Source organism: Rhodopila sp. (genome assembly GCF_035548095.1).
Taxonomy (GTDB): domain Bacteria; phylum Pseudomonadota; class Alphaproteobacteria; order Acetobacterales; family Acetobacteraceae; genus Rhodopila.
Map to the genome: position 1 here is coordinate 1 of NZ_DASZUV010000002.1, position 16,497 is coordinate 16,497.

Below are 16,497 nucleotides of genomic sequence, written 5' to 3' on the forward strand. Positions count from 1 at the left end.
CAACTTCACCGCGGCGATGGCGGCTTCGAACTTGGCCCACTGGGCATCAGTCAAGACTTGCAACATCTACCCCTGCGAAAGCCGCAGAAAGACAGCACGTGCGCCGATTCGCCAAGTGATGAAATGCGAACAGGCCCTAGACAAGGCTATAAATGCGGCGTTGGCACAGGGGGGCGGGCAGGAGTTTTCGCCTGACGTGCTTCAAGCACCGTCAACGCCTTCGGATCGTGATCCAAGAGGACCAAGGCGCTGCTAATTGCGCGACTCGGCAACAGGTCGCCGGTTTCGTATTTCTGAAAAGCACGCGGTCCGCCGCCGATAAGCTCGCCCGCCGCTTCCTGCGTGAGGCTGAGTTTTTTGCGGATGCGTCTGATTTCCTCGGGTTCAAGCAAACCCTCGGTACGGGCCTTGAGCCGGTTCAACGCCCGGTCGGAAACCTTCATGTCCTCGGCCTCGAAAATCCCTTCGTCCGGCTTGTCGCCATACCAGCCGGGCATATCCACGGTGATGCTCTGCCCCTTGTAGGCGAGCGTCAGCGGGCGCACGTCGCGCCGCAACGGTGCGCCCGTTTCAGGATCGACAGGGTTAGTCATTGTCTTTCTCCTTGAACGACAGCAGCACAAATTCCGTCACGGCATCAGCCGTGAACTTGACGTAAAGCGTCCCTGCCGGTGAGGGGACGTGGAAACGTCCTGCCAAATCCGATGATCTCCATAGGAGGTCATGGATTTGTAGAACTGCCTCCGCTGCATGGTCTGAATGGTTGCCTCGATCTCGGCGCGGCCAAACCCAAGTGCGGCGGCGGTTCTAGTGGCAACAATCGTCACCCGCATCCCGTGCGCGGCAGCCTTAAAGGCATCAAGGTCGTAAGTCGGCTTCCGCTTTTCCGTCATGCTGCAATATACACCTTTAAGGTGTATTATCAAGGGGTCATCTCAAAAAATCGACGCCATCGCCCCCGGCGGTTCTCACGGCCCTTCCTAAACCAAGGTTCCTTGTTCGACGTGCCGCAGGCGTGGCGAAACCTTATGACGTTCTGTTCGCATTTGAATACTGTTCAGCGCACAGGCTAGAACCAGAAAACCGCCGCAAGCCTCCTGCTCGCCTATGTCGGCTACCACGATGACGCCTACGGGTGGGCAGAGCGCCGCCGCCGCATCGAGGCCCACCCAAAGACCGGCGCGATCCAGATCGTGGAGGTGCGGGAGAGGGTAGAGGAAATCGCGGCCCCCTTTGCGGCCGCGGCTCCTCAGGCACAGGCGCCGCGCAACCCAGATCTGGCCCTCACGGTAAAGTAGAACAACACGCGAGAAGGGCAATTATCGCGTCTTGGGCCGGGGAGGGCATTGCGGATAGGTTGGTCGCCGGGATTCATTCAGTCCGCCTGATTCGCCGCGATCGCGCTGCGGTTTCCAGCGCGAGGAATCGGCGACGGAGCTCAACGAAAAAGCGCGGCGGGAGAAACCCGTACGCGACGGAACTGTCATCGCGATAGCCCACACGCCGGAGATCCGGCCCAGGCCACTCGAACACATTGATCTCGGAGAGGATGACCCACGAGCGTTCGGAATCAAGGCCGAGATGGCGCTTGATCGCCACGGGTAGTTCCAGAGCAGCGTCGCGACTCTCCGGCGAGCTGTGGGTGACAGGAACGACCACCACCTGGGTCGCGGTATCACGATCCCGAACGGCAAGGATGATTGCGCAAGGCCGGTCCTTGGTGCCTTCCTCATGACCCTGCCGATGCTCCCGAAGCCACAGGTAGGAATAGCGGATGACCAAGCCGGGCTCAGGCGCGGGGAGCCGCACGGGATCCAGTCTTGGATCAGCTCATCAAGATGCTGGTGCCGCGGATCCATTTCGCTGCCGCGGATCGCTTCGACGATCTCGTCGAGAAGCTCGCCAGCGGCATAGACCTGACGGTCGCGACGCTTCAGGCGTTGATACTCCTCGGCCGAGATCACGACGGTTCGGTCCCGGCCGTTGCGGGTGACGATGACCGTTTGGCTCAAGGCCAGATCCTGGTAACGGCCGATCTCTTTGCCGAACTCGGTCGCAGATACACGGACGACGTCTGCCACGGCCTCCTCCGGGAACCGGAATTATAGCCGAAATCCTGGATTAAGGCAACAAATTGATTCCCCATAGATTTTGGCCATTGGTCATGCCGCGATTGATAAGAAACTAGGCCGCGTGGACACCGAGGACGGTTTCCTGGCGTTAGCAGCCCTCTGTCTTCACTCCAAGCGAAGAAGCGACTGCAGGCGCGGGCGTAGGCGCGGCGCGTGTTTGGGTTGCGAATGTTGGCAGTGAAGAACTCGACATAACGCCAGCTTGCCTGTTCGCTGACCGAGGCGATCAGCAGTGGCACGACGGCGGACGCATGCCCCACCAAGGTGACATCCAGCCCGCCAGGAGATTTTGCGATCTCGTTCATGGCGCGACCGCAAACAACGTGACGCCGGCCGTAGGGGCGGCAACGAGGAGGTCGCGGTCCCTGGTTGCGAGCGACAAGCCGCGCCGTTGCGCGAGCTCCAAATAGGCCGCGTCGTAGGCTGTCAGGCGATACGTGCGCATCAAATCGAGAACCACCTCGCACCGTGCAAGCGATGGCGGTTCGTCGATCTCGAGCGGAAGGGATCGCAGCAGGTTCATCGCCTCCGGCATACCAGTCTGGCTGATCCGCCCACGCCATTCAGCCATGCCGAGACCATTGGTGATTTCGGTAAATCAGAGCGGGGGGATGATTGCCCCTTCGCGTCCTACGACAGCCAAGGCTGCATATCCCTCAGGCGAGGCCTCGTCCCGGAACAACCATTGGTAGGTGAACGAGGCGTCCAGTACACAGACGGTCACGCCAGTTACCGCCTGCCTTCGCTGATCAGTTCCTTGATGTCGAGACCGCCAAGCGTGTGGGTGTCGGCAAAAGCTCGGAAACGCCTGACCAAATCGTCCGCCGCGACCTCGCGGTCCAGGTCCTGCATCTGGCGGTCGGCTTCCTCGGCGGTGATGCCGGCGGCGACGCCGCGCTCCTTGAGGAAGCCATCCAGCTCGCCGCGCGTGGCGAACCCGAGTAGATGCAGGAGCTCGGGCCGTGTCAGGCGGCCGGCACGGTACTCCTCGAGCGCCAGCGCCTCAACCGCGCGGCGGCCCAGCTCGGCTTCGGAGCCGAAGCGCGCCGCCAAGGCGTCGGGAATGGGGACCATGACGTTCATGAGGGTAGACTACGAACCCCCTGCCCGTTTTCGCAAGTCTCGCATGATAAAGGACGTTATCATGCATGACATTTGTCTTGAGCGCTTACCTGAATGGGCTGTTCGCAACAAATGTCGGATTGGCCGCTTTTCCCACGCCGCCTCACAAACACCTCTCGCGTGGTGACGCCACGCTGGCCGCTAAAGCGGTTTGAACCAGAGCACCGTTCTGCGTGGTTACCGTTCAGTCGCTTCCGGAACCTGATTGCGGATAACGAAGCGCATGTTCCCGTCCAACACCAACTCCCGACGCTGATTGTGGACGGTGCTGCTGAGACCGACGACGCCTGTTGTGCGCCGCGGGGTTAGTTCGGTAACCTCGAGCATCGGATAAAGCGTGTCGCCCACGAAAACTGGCTTGTGGAACCGACTAGACTGCTCCAAGAAGCCGCCTAGCGAGTCCTCGATCAGATAAGGAAACAAGCCGGCGCCGGGGGCGGTCTGGATAAGCGTTTGCAAGCCGTGTGCAAGCATATGCGGCATGTCGCGTGCACGGCAGTATTCGACGTCGTAGTGGACAGGGTGGTTGTCGCCGCTGGCGGCTTGGAAGGCGAGGAAAATCGCCTCGGTCATGGTTCGGCTAGTAAGGACGAAGCGCATGCCGAGGCTGAAGTTCTCGAACCACCGCTGCTCCGGCACCATGCGGTGGTTGGCGGGATCAAAGCTCGTAGGCTTCATTTCTGATTTTCCAGATTGTTGTGCAGCAGTCATTTGCCGGCGGGTGGCCGCAAGCCTGGCGTTTGCACTTCCCTTGGCCGCAACAAATACCGTCGCTCCGTTGCAGGCGTAGGGGCTCACTCATGGTAAACTCCAACGGCCTGTCACTCGGGCTTAGGTCGGCCGGAGATGCGCGGTCGCCTCGTCGTCCACCCGAAGCCAGATTTCACGGGCGATCGGCCGCTCGCTCTCCTCCAGGATATGGCCGACGAGGCCGATAGCCCGCGCCATCACGCAGAAGCCGCGGACAATCCGCCAGGGAAACCCGAATTCGCAGCAGATCGCACCGATTGCACCCGTTGCATTAACGGGCAGCGATCGTCCGTGAACGCGCTCGGCCTCAGCGGCGATTGCCTGAATCAGCCTAACGTAGGGTCCAGCCATGCCGTTTTCGGCTGCGATCTCGAAGAGCCGCGGCGCACGGGGATCAACCGGCTTGTGAATCGGATGACCGAGGCCAGGAAGAATACGGTTTGATTGCCGATAGGCTGCAACCTGATCTCGCGCGATTTCGGTCAGTTTTGCCTCGAAGCAGTCTGTAGGATCAGGCAATGCCTCTGACAGCATGCGCGCGGCGTCCTCCATGCTGCCCACGAAAACGGAACCAAGACCGCTGATCCCGGCTGCGACGGCCGCTTGCATCGCCTCCGGTGCGCCGGAGTATGTCAGCCGCGCGGCGATAGCACTTGGCGTGAGACCGTGTTCCACCAGTGTGATGATGATGGCGTTGAATACTGCCGATTGTTGTGGTGTGGCTTCGCGACCTGTGAGTTGCAGGAAGGCGAAGTCGCCGAGGTTCATATGGCCGAGAATTTGCCCGGGCAAGTCGCGCCCGCGCACTGTAATGCGGTCCGTTGTGCTCCATGCGATATCGGAACGGATAGGATTGGCGTTACGGTTCATCGTTTACTCCAGTCTCGCGCTCTGCGTCGTTTACCGTTCATCGGCTGGCCAGCAGCCAGCAGCGCTACAGATCCCGATCAACCTGCGAAGCGGGGTCAGTCCCGCAGGAGACTACAGGCAGCAGGGTCGGCTGGTTTGAAGGCTTGATCGGCGGGGATGGTCGCGATCTGCTCCATCAAATCCCACTCCCCTTTTGACCCGGATGGCGACTTAACGCGAAACACATAGAGGTCGCGCAGCAAACGCCCATCGGCCCTGATATGCCCGTCATGGGTCATGAAATCATTGACCGGCTGCGCCTTCATGACCTTAAGGACCGCCTCCGTCTGGTCCGCATTGGCGGCCTTGACTGCCTCAAGGTAATGCATCACCGCACCATACACACTGGCCTGCAAGCTGTTGGGCATCTGCCCAAAATTCTTGAGGAACCGGGTCGAGAAAGCCCGTGTCCGGTCATTCTGGTCCCAGTAGAACGGCTCCGTGACCAGCAGCCCCTGTGCAAGCGGCAGCCCCAGCGCGTGCACGTCGTTCATGAACAGGCCGATTGGCGCCAATTTCTGCCGTCCATTCAACAAGCCGAATTCCGCCGACTGCTTGACAATGTTGGCGATCAGGCCGGTTGGAGTGGCGAGACCGATTAGGTCGGCGCCAGAAGCCTGTGCTTTCAGCAGATCGGAGGAGAAATCCTTGGTCTCGATTGCGTGGCTGGCTGATCCCAGGACCTTGCCGCCGTGCGCTTCAATATAGCGTGTCGCCTCGGCCTGCAGGCTTCGACCATACGTATAATCAACGGTCATGAAGAACCACGTCTTCCTGTCGTTGGTCATGTTGGCTCTAGCGGCGCCGACAGAAATGCTGTATGAGTCGTAGGTCCAATGAATCCCGTTTGGGCTGCAATACTTCCCGGTGATGTCGACCGAACCCGTACTATTGAAAACGACAATCTTGTTCTTCTCATGCGCGAGTTGTTGCACACCAATTGCGACGGTCGTGATCCCGATATCAAAGATCGCATTGACCCCATCGTCGTACCACTGGCGGGCCATCGTCATACCGACATCCGCCTTGCTCTGATGATCGCCCGTTAGAACGATGATCGGCCGCCCAAGGACTGTGCCACCGAAATCCTCGACAGCCATCTTGGCGCTGATTTGGGAGCCAACACCTGCGAGGTCGGCGTTGGTACCGGAGGCATCTGTCAGAACGCCGATTTTCAGCGGAGCCGCCTCCGCCGATACCGCTGGGCGATATAACGGCATTGCAGCGGCACCAATAGCACCCCCTAGCAGCCCACGACGCCTAATCATGCGATCCACCTGACTCATGCGTTCCCCCTCTGATCTCCGCCTACAACCTGACCGTGCTCTCAACGAAAGCCGCCGCCGCCATTCACATAAACCGTGTCTGCCGTCATGTAGGGGCAAGCATCAGAGCAAAGGAAAAGGACAAGCTCCCCGATTTCATCCGGTTCGCCAAACCGTTTCATGGGGACATCGTCCTGCGACCTTTGCAGAGCCTCCGGCGACGTCTGCGCCGCAGCCTGGAACTGTGTCCTGATCGGCCCAGGTGAAATCGACAGGCACCTTATGCCCCGGTCAGCAAACTCACGTGCAACTCCGAGACTCATGGTCAGGACGGCAGCCTTGGCGGATGCGTAGTGCACAAATGCGCCTGGTCCACCGCGCTTATGTGCCATGCTTGCGACGTTGATAATCACGCCGCTGCCATTCTCCAGCATATGCGGAAGGATGGTCTGCATGCCGTAGAACGTGCCCTTGACGTTTAGGTCAAAGGTCCGCTCAAACAGCGCGTCGTCGATGTCGAGAAATGCGCATCGGCGTCCGCCTGCGCCCGCCGAGTTGAATTGGAACTCCACCCGACCGAATGCATCAATGGAGCGTGCTACCATCTCCTCAACCTGCCGCCGCGACGTCACGTCGGTTGTCACCGCCACCGCGCGCACACCGAGTTTCTGAACATCCTCGGCCGCTAGGGCCGCACCATCCGCATTGATATCTGCGCACACGACGTTGGCGCCCTCGCGCGCGAAAATCAGTGCAGTCGCACGACCGATCCCACTGGCAGCGCCGGTGATAATGATCGTTTTTCCGCGGAAGTAGTCCGGGGTCCTTGTCATCTATCACTCCCAGATGAGTCCGCACGTGCCGCGCACGTCCAGGATAAGCCAAGCGCTTGCTTCAGGAGATTGTTCAAATGACGCCTGCCCTGGCGAGGCTATCGATTTCGACCGTGCTCAGGCCAAGTTCTTCTGCAAGGACTGACGTAGTATGTTCGCCCAGCGCCGGCGGCGCACGATCATAGCTTGGCGGCGTTTCCGAGAACCTAATCGGGTTCGCTAGGATCGGAAGTACACCTGCCCTTTGATGCGGGATCTCCCTTTGCATTTCTCGAAACCGCACGTGCTCGTCAGCAAACACCTGCCGCAGGTCGTTAATTGGCCCGCACGGCACGCCAGCCGCAATCAGGCGCTCAGTCCAGTATGCAACCGGCTGCTTCGCAAACTCCGCTGTCAGCAATAGAATCAGCTTGTCTCGATGGCTGACACGATCAACGTTTGTTCTGAATGACGGACGCTGCGCCAGAGACGGCTGACCGATGATCTCGCACAGCTTCGCAAATTGCCCGTCATTGCCAACTGCCAATACGAACTTGCCATCTGCGCCGTCGAATACCTGGTACGGCACGATGCTTGGATGGGCTGTGCCCATCCGCGGGGGCACCTTTCCGGACACCAGGTAATTCATGTTGATGTGCGAAATAGCCGCGATCTGTACGTCAAGCAGTGACATGTCGATATATTGGCCGACGCCTGTGCGTTCGCGATGGAGGAGCGCTGCCGTGACGGCGAAGCTCGAGTAGATCCCGGTGATCACGTCACAGATTGCCACGCCAATCTTGGCCGGCCCGCCGCCGGGTAGATCGTCACGTTCCCCCGTCAGGCTCATCAGGCCACTCATCGCCTGAAAGACATAGTCGTAGCCAGGACGTTGCCGGTATGGCCCAGTCTGCCCAAAGCCGGTGATGGAACAGTATATTATGCTCGGGTTGATGCGCCTGATGCTTTCATAGTCCAGGCCGTAACGCTGCAGCGTGCCAACGCGATAATTCTCTATGATTACGTCCGTCTTGGCGGCAAGTGACCGGACCAGCGCCTGCCCTTGGGGTGTTGCCAGATCAATCGTGACGGAGCGCTTGCCGCGGTTCACTGAGGAAAAATAGGCGGAGTCGTCAGTCGTGCCGCCATCGGCCCCCTTTAGGTATGGTGGGAACGTACGTGATTCGTCCCCATGGCCCGGACGTTCGATCTTGATGACGTCGGCTCCAAGGTCGGCGAGATTTTGAGCAAGGAACGGTCCAGCGAGGACGCGGCTCATGTCGAGAACGCGTATATGGCTTAGAGCCTTCGCCATTTTGAAGATCTCCAGTAATCAGGGGCTGGTTTAACGGCCGGTAAACTGCGGCCTGCGCTTTTCCTTGAATGCGTTCACCGCTTCCTGATGGTCGGCACCGATATTGGTCAACGCTTCGTAGGCAAGTGACGCATCAAGCTGAGCATGCGCGATCTGGCGTAGTTGAAGATTGACGCAGGTTTTCGTCCAGCGGATCGCTTTGGTCGCGCCGCGGGCAAGCCGGTCGGCAATGTAATTTACCCGTGTGTCGAGATCGGCCGCTGGCACCGCGTGGTTGATCAGGCCAATTCGTTCGGCCTCCGTCGCGGTCAGCGTGTCACCGAGAAGCAGGTATTTCTTGGCTCGTGCAAAGCCGACGAGCTGCGGCCAAATTACGGCACCGCCGTCGCCCGCGACATAGCCCATCTTTACATGCGGATCTCCGATGCGCGCCGTGTTTACAGCAATGATGATGTCACAGAGCAGCGCAAGAGTGGCTCCCAGCCCCATGCAGTCGCCGTTAATCCGGCAAATGATCGGTTTCTCCAACTCGATGAGCCCGAACACAATCCGCTTCATTTCGACGTTCTTGCGGTTGAACAGCTCCGGGTCATCAATCCGGCGCTGCATATTCGGGATGTCGCCCCCTGCAGAAAACACCTCACCGCTACCGGTCAGCACAATGACATCCGCCTCGTGGTCAACCTGCACATCGAGGAAGATGCGGGAGAGCTCATTATGAAGCTCCATTTGGACAGTGTTCATCGGCGGATTGTGCAGCGTGAGAACGAGGATGCGACCGCGCCGCTCCGTCCGGATGAACTTGTACGAACTGTAATCCACGTCTGACGACCTCCTGTCACTCGGCATTTCCGGCGATCCGTAACGGCCGAGGGAAACTTCGTCTAATGCCCATTGCTTTGGGGCTATAACCTGTGGTTATGCTGATTTAATCAGGCCATGCGTCGAGCACATGAACCTCCAGCAGCTCCGCTATCTCTGTGAAGTCGCCCGTAACGGACTGAACATGTCGCTGGCAGCGTCGTCTCTGAACACGTCGCAGCCGGGCATCAGCAAGCAAATCAGGCAACTTGAGATCGAGCTTGGTGTCGAGATCTTCGAGCGTTCGCGAAACCGGGTATCGGGCATCACGGCCATTGGAAAGCATGTGGTCGCCCTTGCTCAGGACGTCGTGAGCCAAGTGAACCACATACGTTCTGTCGCCCACGACTTTGGAAGGGATACGAGCGGTGCCCTGATCGTCGCGACGTCGCACACTCAAGCAAGATACGTCCTGCCGAAGGTTCTGGAGCAGTTCACTCGACGCTATCCCGGTGTCGATCTCACACTGCGCCAAGGAGACCCTGAACAGATTGCGGAAATGGTGATGGCCGGTGAGGCGGATCTCGGAGTGACGACCGAAACCTATCGCAAGGATCCCGGTCTCGCCTTACTTCCGTGCCGAAAATTCCAGCGTGTTGTTGTTGTCCCGGCTGGGCATCCATTGCTCAAACTCAAGAGCATCACGTTGGCCGCGGTTGCCCAGTACCCGTTGGTCGCATACGAGAAGGCCTATACCGGCCGGCGCCTGGTGGTCGAAGCGTTCGAGCGCGAGGGCCTCTCGCCCAAAATCGTCCTGAGTGGCACTGATGCGGATGTCATCAAGGCTTGCGTCGAGCATAGCATCGGTGTGGCAATCCTGTCCGAGGTGACCTTCGATCCCAAGCGAGACCCTGCGCTGCGCGCTGTTCCCCTCGGTAATTTGGTGCAGCCGTCTTTCACAACGTTGGCAATAAGACGCCCGCGACGGCTCCGCGCCTATGAGTACGACTTTATACTTATGTGTTCGCCACACTGGACCCGATCGCGCGTCGACAAGGCGCTTGCGCAGGCAGTTCCTTCGCGAACATCGCGCACAGTGATATAGGCGCCGTACCAGCTAGGCGAAGTGCATTCATTGTTTTGTCCCGCACTGGCAGCGCCGGCCCTGGCACGGTGCTCGGCGGCGCTGCGTAGGAACTTCCAGCGAGGTCGCAGTGGTTGCCCGTTATTCTTCTTGCCGAGGTGGTCACGCCCAGGTCGGTGCGCGCTTTTCCACAAATGCCCGAAGACCCTCCTGCCCGTCGGCAGTATTAAATATGTTACACAACGTTTCAATCTGGTTTTCGACGTTGCGGCGGTAGTCGAGGTCGTTGGCGCGCATGAAGGATTGCCGGCCTAACGCCATAATTGTGGGCGATTTGGCCGCCATAACCTGTGCCACCGCGAATGCGCGAGGCATCAATTGCTCAGGTGGCACCGCGTCGTTAATGATACCAAGCGCAGCCGCTTCCCGGGTGGAAATGGGCTTGCCGCCAAACAGCAGTTCGAATGCCTTGTGACGGCTGATCTGGCGAGGCAGATGTACGTAATGGATCGCGGGGATCACGCCAACGTCGATTTCCGGATACCCAAGATCGACGTCATCGGCCGCCAGGATCATATCGCTGGTGATCGAAAGCGTCATGCCCGCACCGCGCGCGGGTCCGTTAACCGCAACGATTGTTGGTTTGGTCATGACGTATTGGATGTCCATCGTGCCGATATAGAATTTCGTGACGAAAGCTCGCAAATTCGCCGCGTCCCCCTGTGCTATCATCTTCAGGTCCATCCCACCGCAGAACATGCTCTGCAATGCGCTAGTCAGGATGATGGCGCGAACGCTGGGATCGGCATTTGCTGCACGGAGCGCGGCATGAATGGCATCGATCATCGCGTGGTCAATGGCGTTGACAGGCGGGCGCTTCAACGCGATGACCGCCACACGGTCTTCCACCTCATAGCTGATACGGTCGGTCATATCCATTGGCAGGCTCCAAGATTTACAAGGCCGTGCGCCGGCGGTGCGTCAGGACAAGTGCCTGAGGCTTGGACAAGCAGCGGCCAAGCGGGTGCCGCCTGTGGATCAGCCACCGGCGGCCTCGCGTATTAGCGTTGAAGCTGATCCGGCGGTAGTTCCGCTAGCTTGCTCAGGTGCGCGCGCAGATTCTGGTGAAAGTGGACCGCGGCTTTCTCAAAGCGTCCAAATGTAAAATGGGTATTTCCTTCGCCCGCCAGACCTTGTTGGATGGAGCATGCCGCTGCACGGTCCTCCACCACACCGGTGTCCTTGACAAAAGCAGCGTCACGCTTGGATTTTTCGAGATCGTCCGCGGCACCGGCGGCGGTAGGTGGACGCAGCCGATAGATCACCCATCGCGACTGCCTGACCGTCACGGGCTCCAGGATAACCAGCAGATAGTGGTTCGATAAGACCGCCAGGCGGGTGTTGGGAAACAGTTGGTAAAGGTATGTCAGCATCCCATCGGCGCGCCGTTCGCTGGCGGCCTTGTCACGCAGTTTCTCGATGCGGCGAAATGGGAAGACGAGGCGGGAGTTATTGCCGAGGGTTTCCACAATATTCAGGTTATCGTACCCGTACGGATAAAAGCTTTTATTATGCAGGGCCTTGATGTGATAGCCCTCCATTGATGTCTCCAGCAGCAGTTTCCAGTTGGCGTCATCCGTAAAGCTGCTGTACTCGAACACCGTCTGGTTCGGGCCGATTAGATCGGGCAATCCGTCCAGCGCCCCCTGAGAAATCGGTTCTTTTATGGTGATAAACACCAGCCCGCCCCGTTCCTCCGTGCGTACTGGCACCAAACCGTGGGCTTCCGGATCCAAATCGGGGAAACCTTCCTGACCGGCAACGTAGCGCAATCGGCCATCCAAACCGTAAGACCAAGCATGATACGGGCAAGTCAACGACCGCGCATTGCCTTCCCCCTGAGCGATCATCATCCCGCGATGCCGGCAGGTGTTGTGGAAGGCACGCACGACGCCATCTTCGCCTCACACCGCAAGGAGAGCCACACCAGCCAGGGTGCGTGCCACAAAGGAACCGATATCGGGCAGCGCCGCGGATGGGCAATAGACCAAAGGCAGGCGCTTAAACATCTCCATCTCTTCGGCGAACCGCCGTTCCGATCGGTAATTCTCCACTGGCTCACGCCAGATAGTATCGCCAAGGTCAGTCGTCTTCGCGTCTGCGTGGTCGAGGACACGTTGAATGACCTCGCTATCGTCCATAAAACCTGCCATGCGACGGCTCCTCCCTCTGATCGCGGGATCCCGGTCGGGAGTCCCAAATTGGACTATGGTCCGGGGCGGGCGGCCGCCGGAGTTGATCTTCTCGGAAACGATGCGTCGCCTCTCGCTCGGTCCGCAGCCAGAGAGTGGCGACAATCAGTTTGCGGCTCTTGTCCAGGATGTGGCCTACAATCCTTGCTGTGCAAACCGGTCACGCCAAGGCCCCGGCAGATCTTCCAGTCGACATCCATTTTCACGCCAGCGTGCTCACGCGGCGGCCTGCGCGCTTCTGGCCTCAAGCAGGCGGGTTATGGCGCGACGCTCTTTGCGGCCATGCGCTTCCTCGACCTGAGACAGGCTCCGCTGCTCGAGCCCGGCGACGATATCGCGATATTCCTGCAGCGAAAGGGACAGGCTGGCTGGGTGCGACAGCGACATGAAGCGGAACGGCTTCAGCCGGTTCCGTAGCTGTGCGTAGAAATCCTGCATGACAGTGTTGTCGGCAATACGGAACAGCTCCTGAAACATTGCCTCGACCTGTTCAATATACGCCGGAATTGCATTCTCCGCGGCTGCCCCAGCCATTCGTTCAACCGTGCGATTCAAAGCGGCAATCTGGCCATCGGATGCGACTTCAATGACTCGCCTCAAGGCAATCGCTTCCAGTCGATAGGTCGTATCGTAGAGGTCGCGCAGCTCCTTCGCCGTATAATCCTTGACAAATACGCCCCGGCGGGTGTGGCGCACCACCACGCCTTCCTGCTCTAGGATGTATGTCGCTTCGCGGATCGGCGCGCGGCTGGTGCCGAATCTTGCACCAAGTTCAATCTCATTCAGGCGCTCGCCGGACTGTAGCTGGCCGTGCACAATGGCGTCGGCGATCGCACGGGCGATCTGCTGTGCCATCGTGCTCTTGGTAATGTCGAACATGCGCTGCGCCCTGCCCTCTCCGCTATAGCTCCAGATAGACCGATTGGCCCTGCATGGTCACCGGGAAGAGCTTCAGGCGGCTTTTCGAAGGACACAATGTCTGCCCGGTCTCGAGGTCAAACTCCCAGCCATGCCGGGGGCATTGCAGCACCTGGTTCTCCATGCCGAAAACGAAGCTGCCAGATTCGCTCGGCAGCATGGTGCCCCGCATTGTACCCTTGCAAACCGGCGCCCGCTTGTGCGGGCAGAGGTTGCGCACGGCGTAGATCTTGTCGCTGGTGCGAATTAGCCCAATCGACTGTCCCTTCACCTCGAACACCGCTGGCTTGGCTTCAACCAGATTGTCCAGTTCCGTTACGTATTCCAGTGCCATGGCCGGCGCGTCCTTAGGTCAATCGAGATGAAACAAGTCGGCTGCGTTCTGGTAGAAGATCTGTTGCCGCCACTCTGGCGAGAGCTGTGTCAGGGTGTTGATTGGAAAGTCATTATCCCAGTGCGGGTAGTCAGTGCTAAACAACAGCGTTCTCTCAGCGTGGATCATTTGCAGTATTTGATCCAGGTATTCTGACTTTTCCGGCTCTTCAATCGGTTGGCTGGTGGAACGGATATGCGCCAATACCGTTTCGCTTGGCGGGGTCTGAACCCATGGCACTTCCTTGCGGAACTGACGCCAGTTCTGGTCCATGCGCCAGAGGAAATGCGGTAGCCAGCTGAAGCCGAACTCTGCGGCCAGCAGCATCATCTTTGGAAACCGCGCGAAAACGCCCTCAAAGACGAGGCTGTTGATGCTGGAAATGCCGACTTCCGGGAATGCGGTGTGGCGTTCAATGTAGGTAGATGGCGTTCCCCCAGCGAAGGCCACCGCCGTCGGAAAGCCACCTTCGGTCCCAGTGGGGTGGATCAGTATCGGTAGACCCACTTCCTCAGCCGCCTCATAGATCGGGTAGTAATGACGGTTGCCCATCAGGATATTCAGCAGCGGCATGTAGACCGCGACGATGCCTGGTTGTCGTCCGAAGCTGCGGATTTCCTTTGCCGAAGCTGTAGGATCGTGCGCTGCAACTACCATCGCAAGCTTGTAGCGCGGATCGACCGTCATGAACTCGTTAGCAAAGTATTCGTTAAACGCAGTCGCGAGTGCTAGAGCCTCGCCAGCATTGGGTAGCGCGGCTAGCTTGCCGGCCTGGATCGAGGACAGCACCGCATGGGCGATGTTGTGTCTGTCCAGATGGTCCTCCTTCATAAAGTGCGGATCGGATCCCGCTTCGCCACCGCGGGGTGGAAGCGCGTCGATCCGATTAGAGGAGGCACGCGCCAGCGGCGGCCGCAGCCACTGGTTGGGCAGCACGTGCCGGCCGTCGAAGTGTTCCCACCAGCTCCGCGACAGGTAGTTCTTCAATCCAGCAATGTCGCCGTTCACCCACGGATGCACATCGGAATCGATAATTACCTCGGGCGCCCTCAAAGTTGCGGGTGAAGCGTCACGGGCATGCAGGATGGTGTCAGGCATCGGGCAAAGCCTCCCAGAGCAGGCCGCGAGCACGCATTGGATATTGTCGACAGAATTTCCACCTAAACGACAGAACGCACATCGTCAACGCGAGATTCCGCACGGAATCGTCAGGCTTGGGCCCAAGCCGGCCGTTTGGGAGGGCCGTGCAACCATGCTCGACGGATTATCATAGCAAAAGCGCCTTGGTAGCGTCCTTCGAACACGAACTACCACGCCGAAGACCCTGATTCACGCAATCACGCGCAACGGTTACGCGACGACGCTTATGGGCCTTCCTTCAGGGTTTGCTTTGCCCCTTGTCGATGAACTCCTGCATCAGGCCGCGTATCGTTGGATTACCGCCGCACAACGCGTAGCCCCACATCGCCTCAACCCTGAGCTGGTCGTGTAGCTGGCGCCCAATAAGTTCCAGAATCGTTTCCTTCGCCGATTCTACGGCGGTCCGGTCGCAGCGAAGGATATTTTGCACTATCTCATCCGTCTTTGCCTTGAGCTGATCGGGCGGCACGACGTAATTTACCATGTTGGCGTTATACGCTCGATTGGCATCGACCTCCGCGCCCGTAAGCAGGAGCTCAAGCGTGAAGCCGACGCCGCAGGTATTGATCAGGCGCGAGATCCCGCCGTCGGCGTGATGCATCCCCTTGCGGACTTGGAACTCCGCGAAGCGGACGCGGTCAGTGGCAACGCGAATGTCGCATGCCATGACGATTTCGATGCCGTGGCCCACACACCAGCCGTCGATCGCGGCAATGATCGGCTTGTAGATACGCGACAGCGGCCCGCGAGTGATGCCGGAGAGACCGTCCTCGATACGGTGCCGTCCGACCATGGGCCCGATGTCCTGCCACTCCGGCGCATGGGTCTTGAGGTCGGCACCTCCGGTAAAGTGGCCCCCCTGCTCCTGACAGAACGGCCACCCGCAAGTTGCGGTCGTTGCGGAAGTCGGCCCAGATCTGGCACATCAGATCGTGCATTTCATGGTCGATGGCGTTTCGAACCGCCGGGCGGTTTAAAGTGACGTAGGCGACTTCGCCGGACTTCTCATAGACAACCTTATCGGCCATATCACTCTTCCGTCGCAGAGCTCGCTTTCGTGCCGCGGCTTATTTCCTGCCTGCAGAAAATACCATCGAGCGATTGGGCATCAACCAGCGCGGCTTTCGCGACGCCGTATGCACGGAGCAATTTGGACAGCATCATCCCCCCGCCTCTCTCAAAACCGCCTCAGGCGCCCATACATCGCTTTTCGTGCCCGAGCTCGACCGCCTGTTCGTGGCGGCGCGCGCCGGGTTCTTTAGCCTGGATTCAGACGCCGCCATAATTGTGGTGCGACCGGTAGACACGCCGCAAGGCGGCCGGAGGACGGTCAACCGCGCCGCACGACCGCGGCGCGGTTTCCGCTTCCCGTCGGCCAGCCCACATTCGTGCACTCGTACTTTTGTGCACAAATGCAAACTGGCGCCCTCCCCTTACGCAGCCACGGCAACGTCGCCTGTCAGGCGAGCGGTCGCGGTGCGATGGTGCTGAGCGTCGATCTCGAAGCCGAGAAAGCGGCGGCCCTGCTGTTGGGCAGCGACAAGGGAGGAGCCGGAACCGGCGCAGGGGTCGAGTACCACGCCATGCGGCGGGCAGAACACCGAAACGAGGGGTGCTAGTGCCG

At 59.3% G+C, this 16,497-nt stretch carries 19 protein-coding genes and 3 pseudogenes; 1 reads left to right on the forward strand and 21 read right to left on the reverse strand.

Annotated features, from left to right (window positions below):
• Window positions 1-146 precede the first annotated feature (146 nt).
• The 12 genes and pseudogenes from VHC04_RS02180 to VHC04_RS02235 all read right to left on the reverse strand — a co-directional run bounded on the left by VHC04_RS02180 (window position 147) and on the right by VHC04_RS02235 (window position 9,127).
• A complete protein-coding gene (locus VHC04_RS02180) occupies window positions 147-593 on the reverse strand; it encodes a type II toxin-antitoxin system MqsA family antitoxin (RefSeq protein ID WP_325677478.1) in 447 nt (148 codons plus the stop codon).
• Window positions 594-629: 36 nt separating this feature from the next.
• The gene (locus VHC04_RS02185) at window positions 630-893 is read right to left on the reverse strand and encodes a type II toxin-antitoxin system MqsR family toxin (RefSeq protein ID WP_325677480.1); all 264 of its coding nucleotides are present in this window, start codon (window positions 891-893) and stop codon (window positions 630-632) included.
• 478 nt (window positions 894-1,371) lie between these two features.
• On the reverse strand, window positions 1,372-1,782 hold the full coding sequence (locus VHC04_RS02190) for a hypothetical protein (RefSeq protein WP_325678273.1): 411 nt from the start codon (window positions 1,780-1,782) through the stop codon (window positions 1,372-1,374).
• A 197-nt stretch (window positions 1,783-1,979) separates the two neighbouring features.
• Window positions 1,980-2,081, reverse strand: a pseudogene (locus VHC04_RS02195) (hypothetical protein); the annotation flags it as partial.
• A gap of 352 nt (window positions 2,082-2,433) precedes the next feature.
• A complete protein-coding gene (locus tag VHC04_RS02200) occupies window positions 2,434-2,703 on the reverse strand; it encodes a type II toxin-antitoxin system VapC family toxin (RefSeq protein ID WP_325677482.1) in 270 nt (89 codons plus the stop codon).
• A gap of 158 nt (window positions 2,704-2,861) precedes the next feature.
• Window positions 2,862-3,215: a UPF0175 family protein gene (locus VHC04_RS02205; protein WP_325677484.1), complete on the reverse strand. Its 354-nt coding sequence runs from the start codon at window positions 3,213-3,215 to the stop codon at window positions 2,862-2,864.
• Between the two features lie 216 nt (window positions 3,216-3,431).
• Window positions 3,432-4,052: a MaoC family dehydratase gene (locus VHC04_RS02210; RefSeq protein WP_325677486.1), complete on the reverse strand. Its 621-nt coding sequence runs from the start codon at window positions 4,050-4,052 to the stop codon at window positions 3,432-3,434.
• A 33-nt stretch (window positions 4,053-4,085) separates the two neighbouring features.
• Window positions 4,086-4,874, reverse strand: coding sequence for a citryl-CoA lyase (locus tag VHC04_RS02215; protein WP_325677488.1), 789 nt, complete (start codon window positions 4,872-4,874; stop codon window positions 4,086-4,088).
• 95 nt (window positions 4,875-4,969) lie between these two features.
• Window positions 4,970-6,199, reverse strand: coding sequence for an ABC transporter substrate-binding protein (locus VHC04_RS02220; RefSeq protein ID WP_325677490.1), 1,230 nt, complete (start codon window positions 6,197-6,199; stop codon window positions 4,970-4,972).
• 41 nt (window positions 6,200-6,240) lie between these two features.
• Window positions 6,241-7,011, reverse strand: a complete 771-nt coding sequence (locus VHC04_RS02225) for an SDR family NAD(P)-dependent oxidoreductase (protein ID WP_325677492.1) — start codon at window positions 7,009-7,011, stop codon at window positions 6,241-6,243.
• 73 nt (window positions 7,012-7,084) lie between these two features.
• Entirely contained in the window at window positions 7,085-8,305 is a 1,221-nt protein-coding gene (locus VHC04_RS02230; RefSeq protein WP_325677495.1) for a CaiB/BaiF CoA transferase family protein, read from the reverse strand.
• A gap of 30 nt (window positions 8,306-8,335) precedes the next feature.
• Window positions 8,336-9,127 carry an enoyl-CoA hydratase-related protein gene (locus tag VHC04_RS02235; protein ID WP_325677497.1) on the reverse strand — a complete coding sequence of 264 codons (792 nt, stop codon included), beginning with the start codon at window positions 9,125-9,127 and terminating at the stop codon, window positions 8,336-8,338.
• Between the two features lie 130 nt (window positions 9,128-9,257).
• Between VHC04_RS02235 and VHC04_RS02240 the strand changes: the two genes are divergently transcribed.
• A complete protein-coding gene (locus VHC04_RS02240; RefSeq protein WP_325677499.1) occupies window positions 9,258-10,211 on the forward strand; it encodes a LysR substrate-binding domain-containing protein in 954 nt (317 codons plus the stop codon).
• A 141-nt stretch (window positions 10,212-10,352) separates the two neighbouring features.
• Here the strand turns inward: VHC04_RS02240 and VHC04_RS02245 are convergent, their stop codons facing one another.
• The 9 genes and pseudogenes from VHC04_RS02245 to VHC04_RS02280 all read right to left on the reverse strand — a co-directional run bounded on the left by VHC04_RS02245 (window position 10,353) and on the right by VHC04_RS02280 (window position 16,474).
• Window positions 10,353-11,129, reverse strand: coding sequence for an enoyl-CoA hydratase/isomerase family protein (locus VHC04_RS02245; RefSeq protein ID WP_325677501.1), 777 nt, complete (start codon window positions 11,127-11,129; stop codon window positions 10,353-10,355).
• Between the two features lie 122 nt (window positions 11,130-11,251).
• The gene (locus VHC04_RS02250) at window positions 11,252-12,139 is read right to left on the reverse strand and encodes an aromatic ring-hydroxylating dioxygenase subunit alpha (RefSeq protein ID WP_325677503.1); all 888 of its coding nucleotides are present in this window, start codon (window positions 12,137-12,139) and stop codon (window positions 11,252-11,254) included.
• A 15-nt stretch (window positions 12,140-12,154) separates the two neighbouring features.
• Window positions 12,155-12,403, reverse strand: coding sequence for a hypothetical protein (locus tag VHC04_RS02255; protein WP_325677505.1), 249 nt, complete (start codon window positions 12,401-12,403; stop codon window positions 12,155-12,157).
• A 255-nt stretch (window positions 12,404-12,658) separates the two neighbouring features.
• Complete coding sequence (locus tag VHC04_RS02260) at window positions 12,659-13,321, reverse strand: GntR family transcriptional regulator (protein ID WP_325677507.1); 663 nt, start codon at window positions 13,319-13,321, stop codon at window positions 12,659-12,661.
• A 22-nt stretch (window positions 13,322-13,343) separates the two neighbouring features.
• A complete protein-coding gene (locus tag VHC04_RS02265) occupies window positions 13,344-13,694 on the reverse strand; it encodes a Rieske (2Fe-2S) protein (protein ID WP_325677509.1) in 351 nt (116 codons plus the stop codon).
• Window positions 13,695-13,712: 18 nt separating this feature from the next.
• Complete coding sequence (locus tag VHC04_RS02270; RefSeq protein WP_325677511.1) at window positions 13,713-14,831, reverse strand: amidohydrolase family protein; 1,119 nt, start codon at window positions 14,829-14,831, stop codon at window positions 13,713-13,715.
• A 280-nt stretch (window positions 14,832-15,111) separates the two neighbouring features.
• A pseudogene (locus VHC04_RS02275) lies at window positions 15,112-15,711 on the reverse strand (enoyl-CoA hydratase/isomerase family protein); the annotation flags it as partial.
• A gap of 34 nt (window positions 15,712-15,745) precedes the next feature.
• Window positions 15,746-15,901, reverse strand: a pseudogene (locus VHC04_RS23020) (enoyl-CoA hydratase-related protein); the annotation flags it as partial.
• A 405-nt stretch (window positions 15,902-16,306) separates the two neighbouring features.
• The gene (locus VHC04_RS02280) at window positions 16,307-16,474 is read right to left on the reverse strand and encodes a DNA methyltransferase (protein ID WP_325677513.1); all 168 of its coding nucleotides are present in this window, start codon (window positions 16,472-16,474) and stop codon (window positions 16,307-16,309) included.
• Window positions 16,475-16,497: the final 23 nt, after the last annotated feature.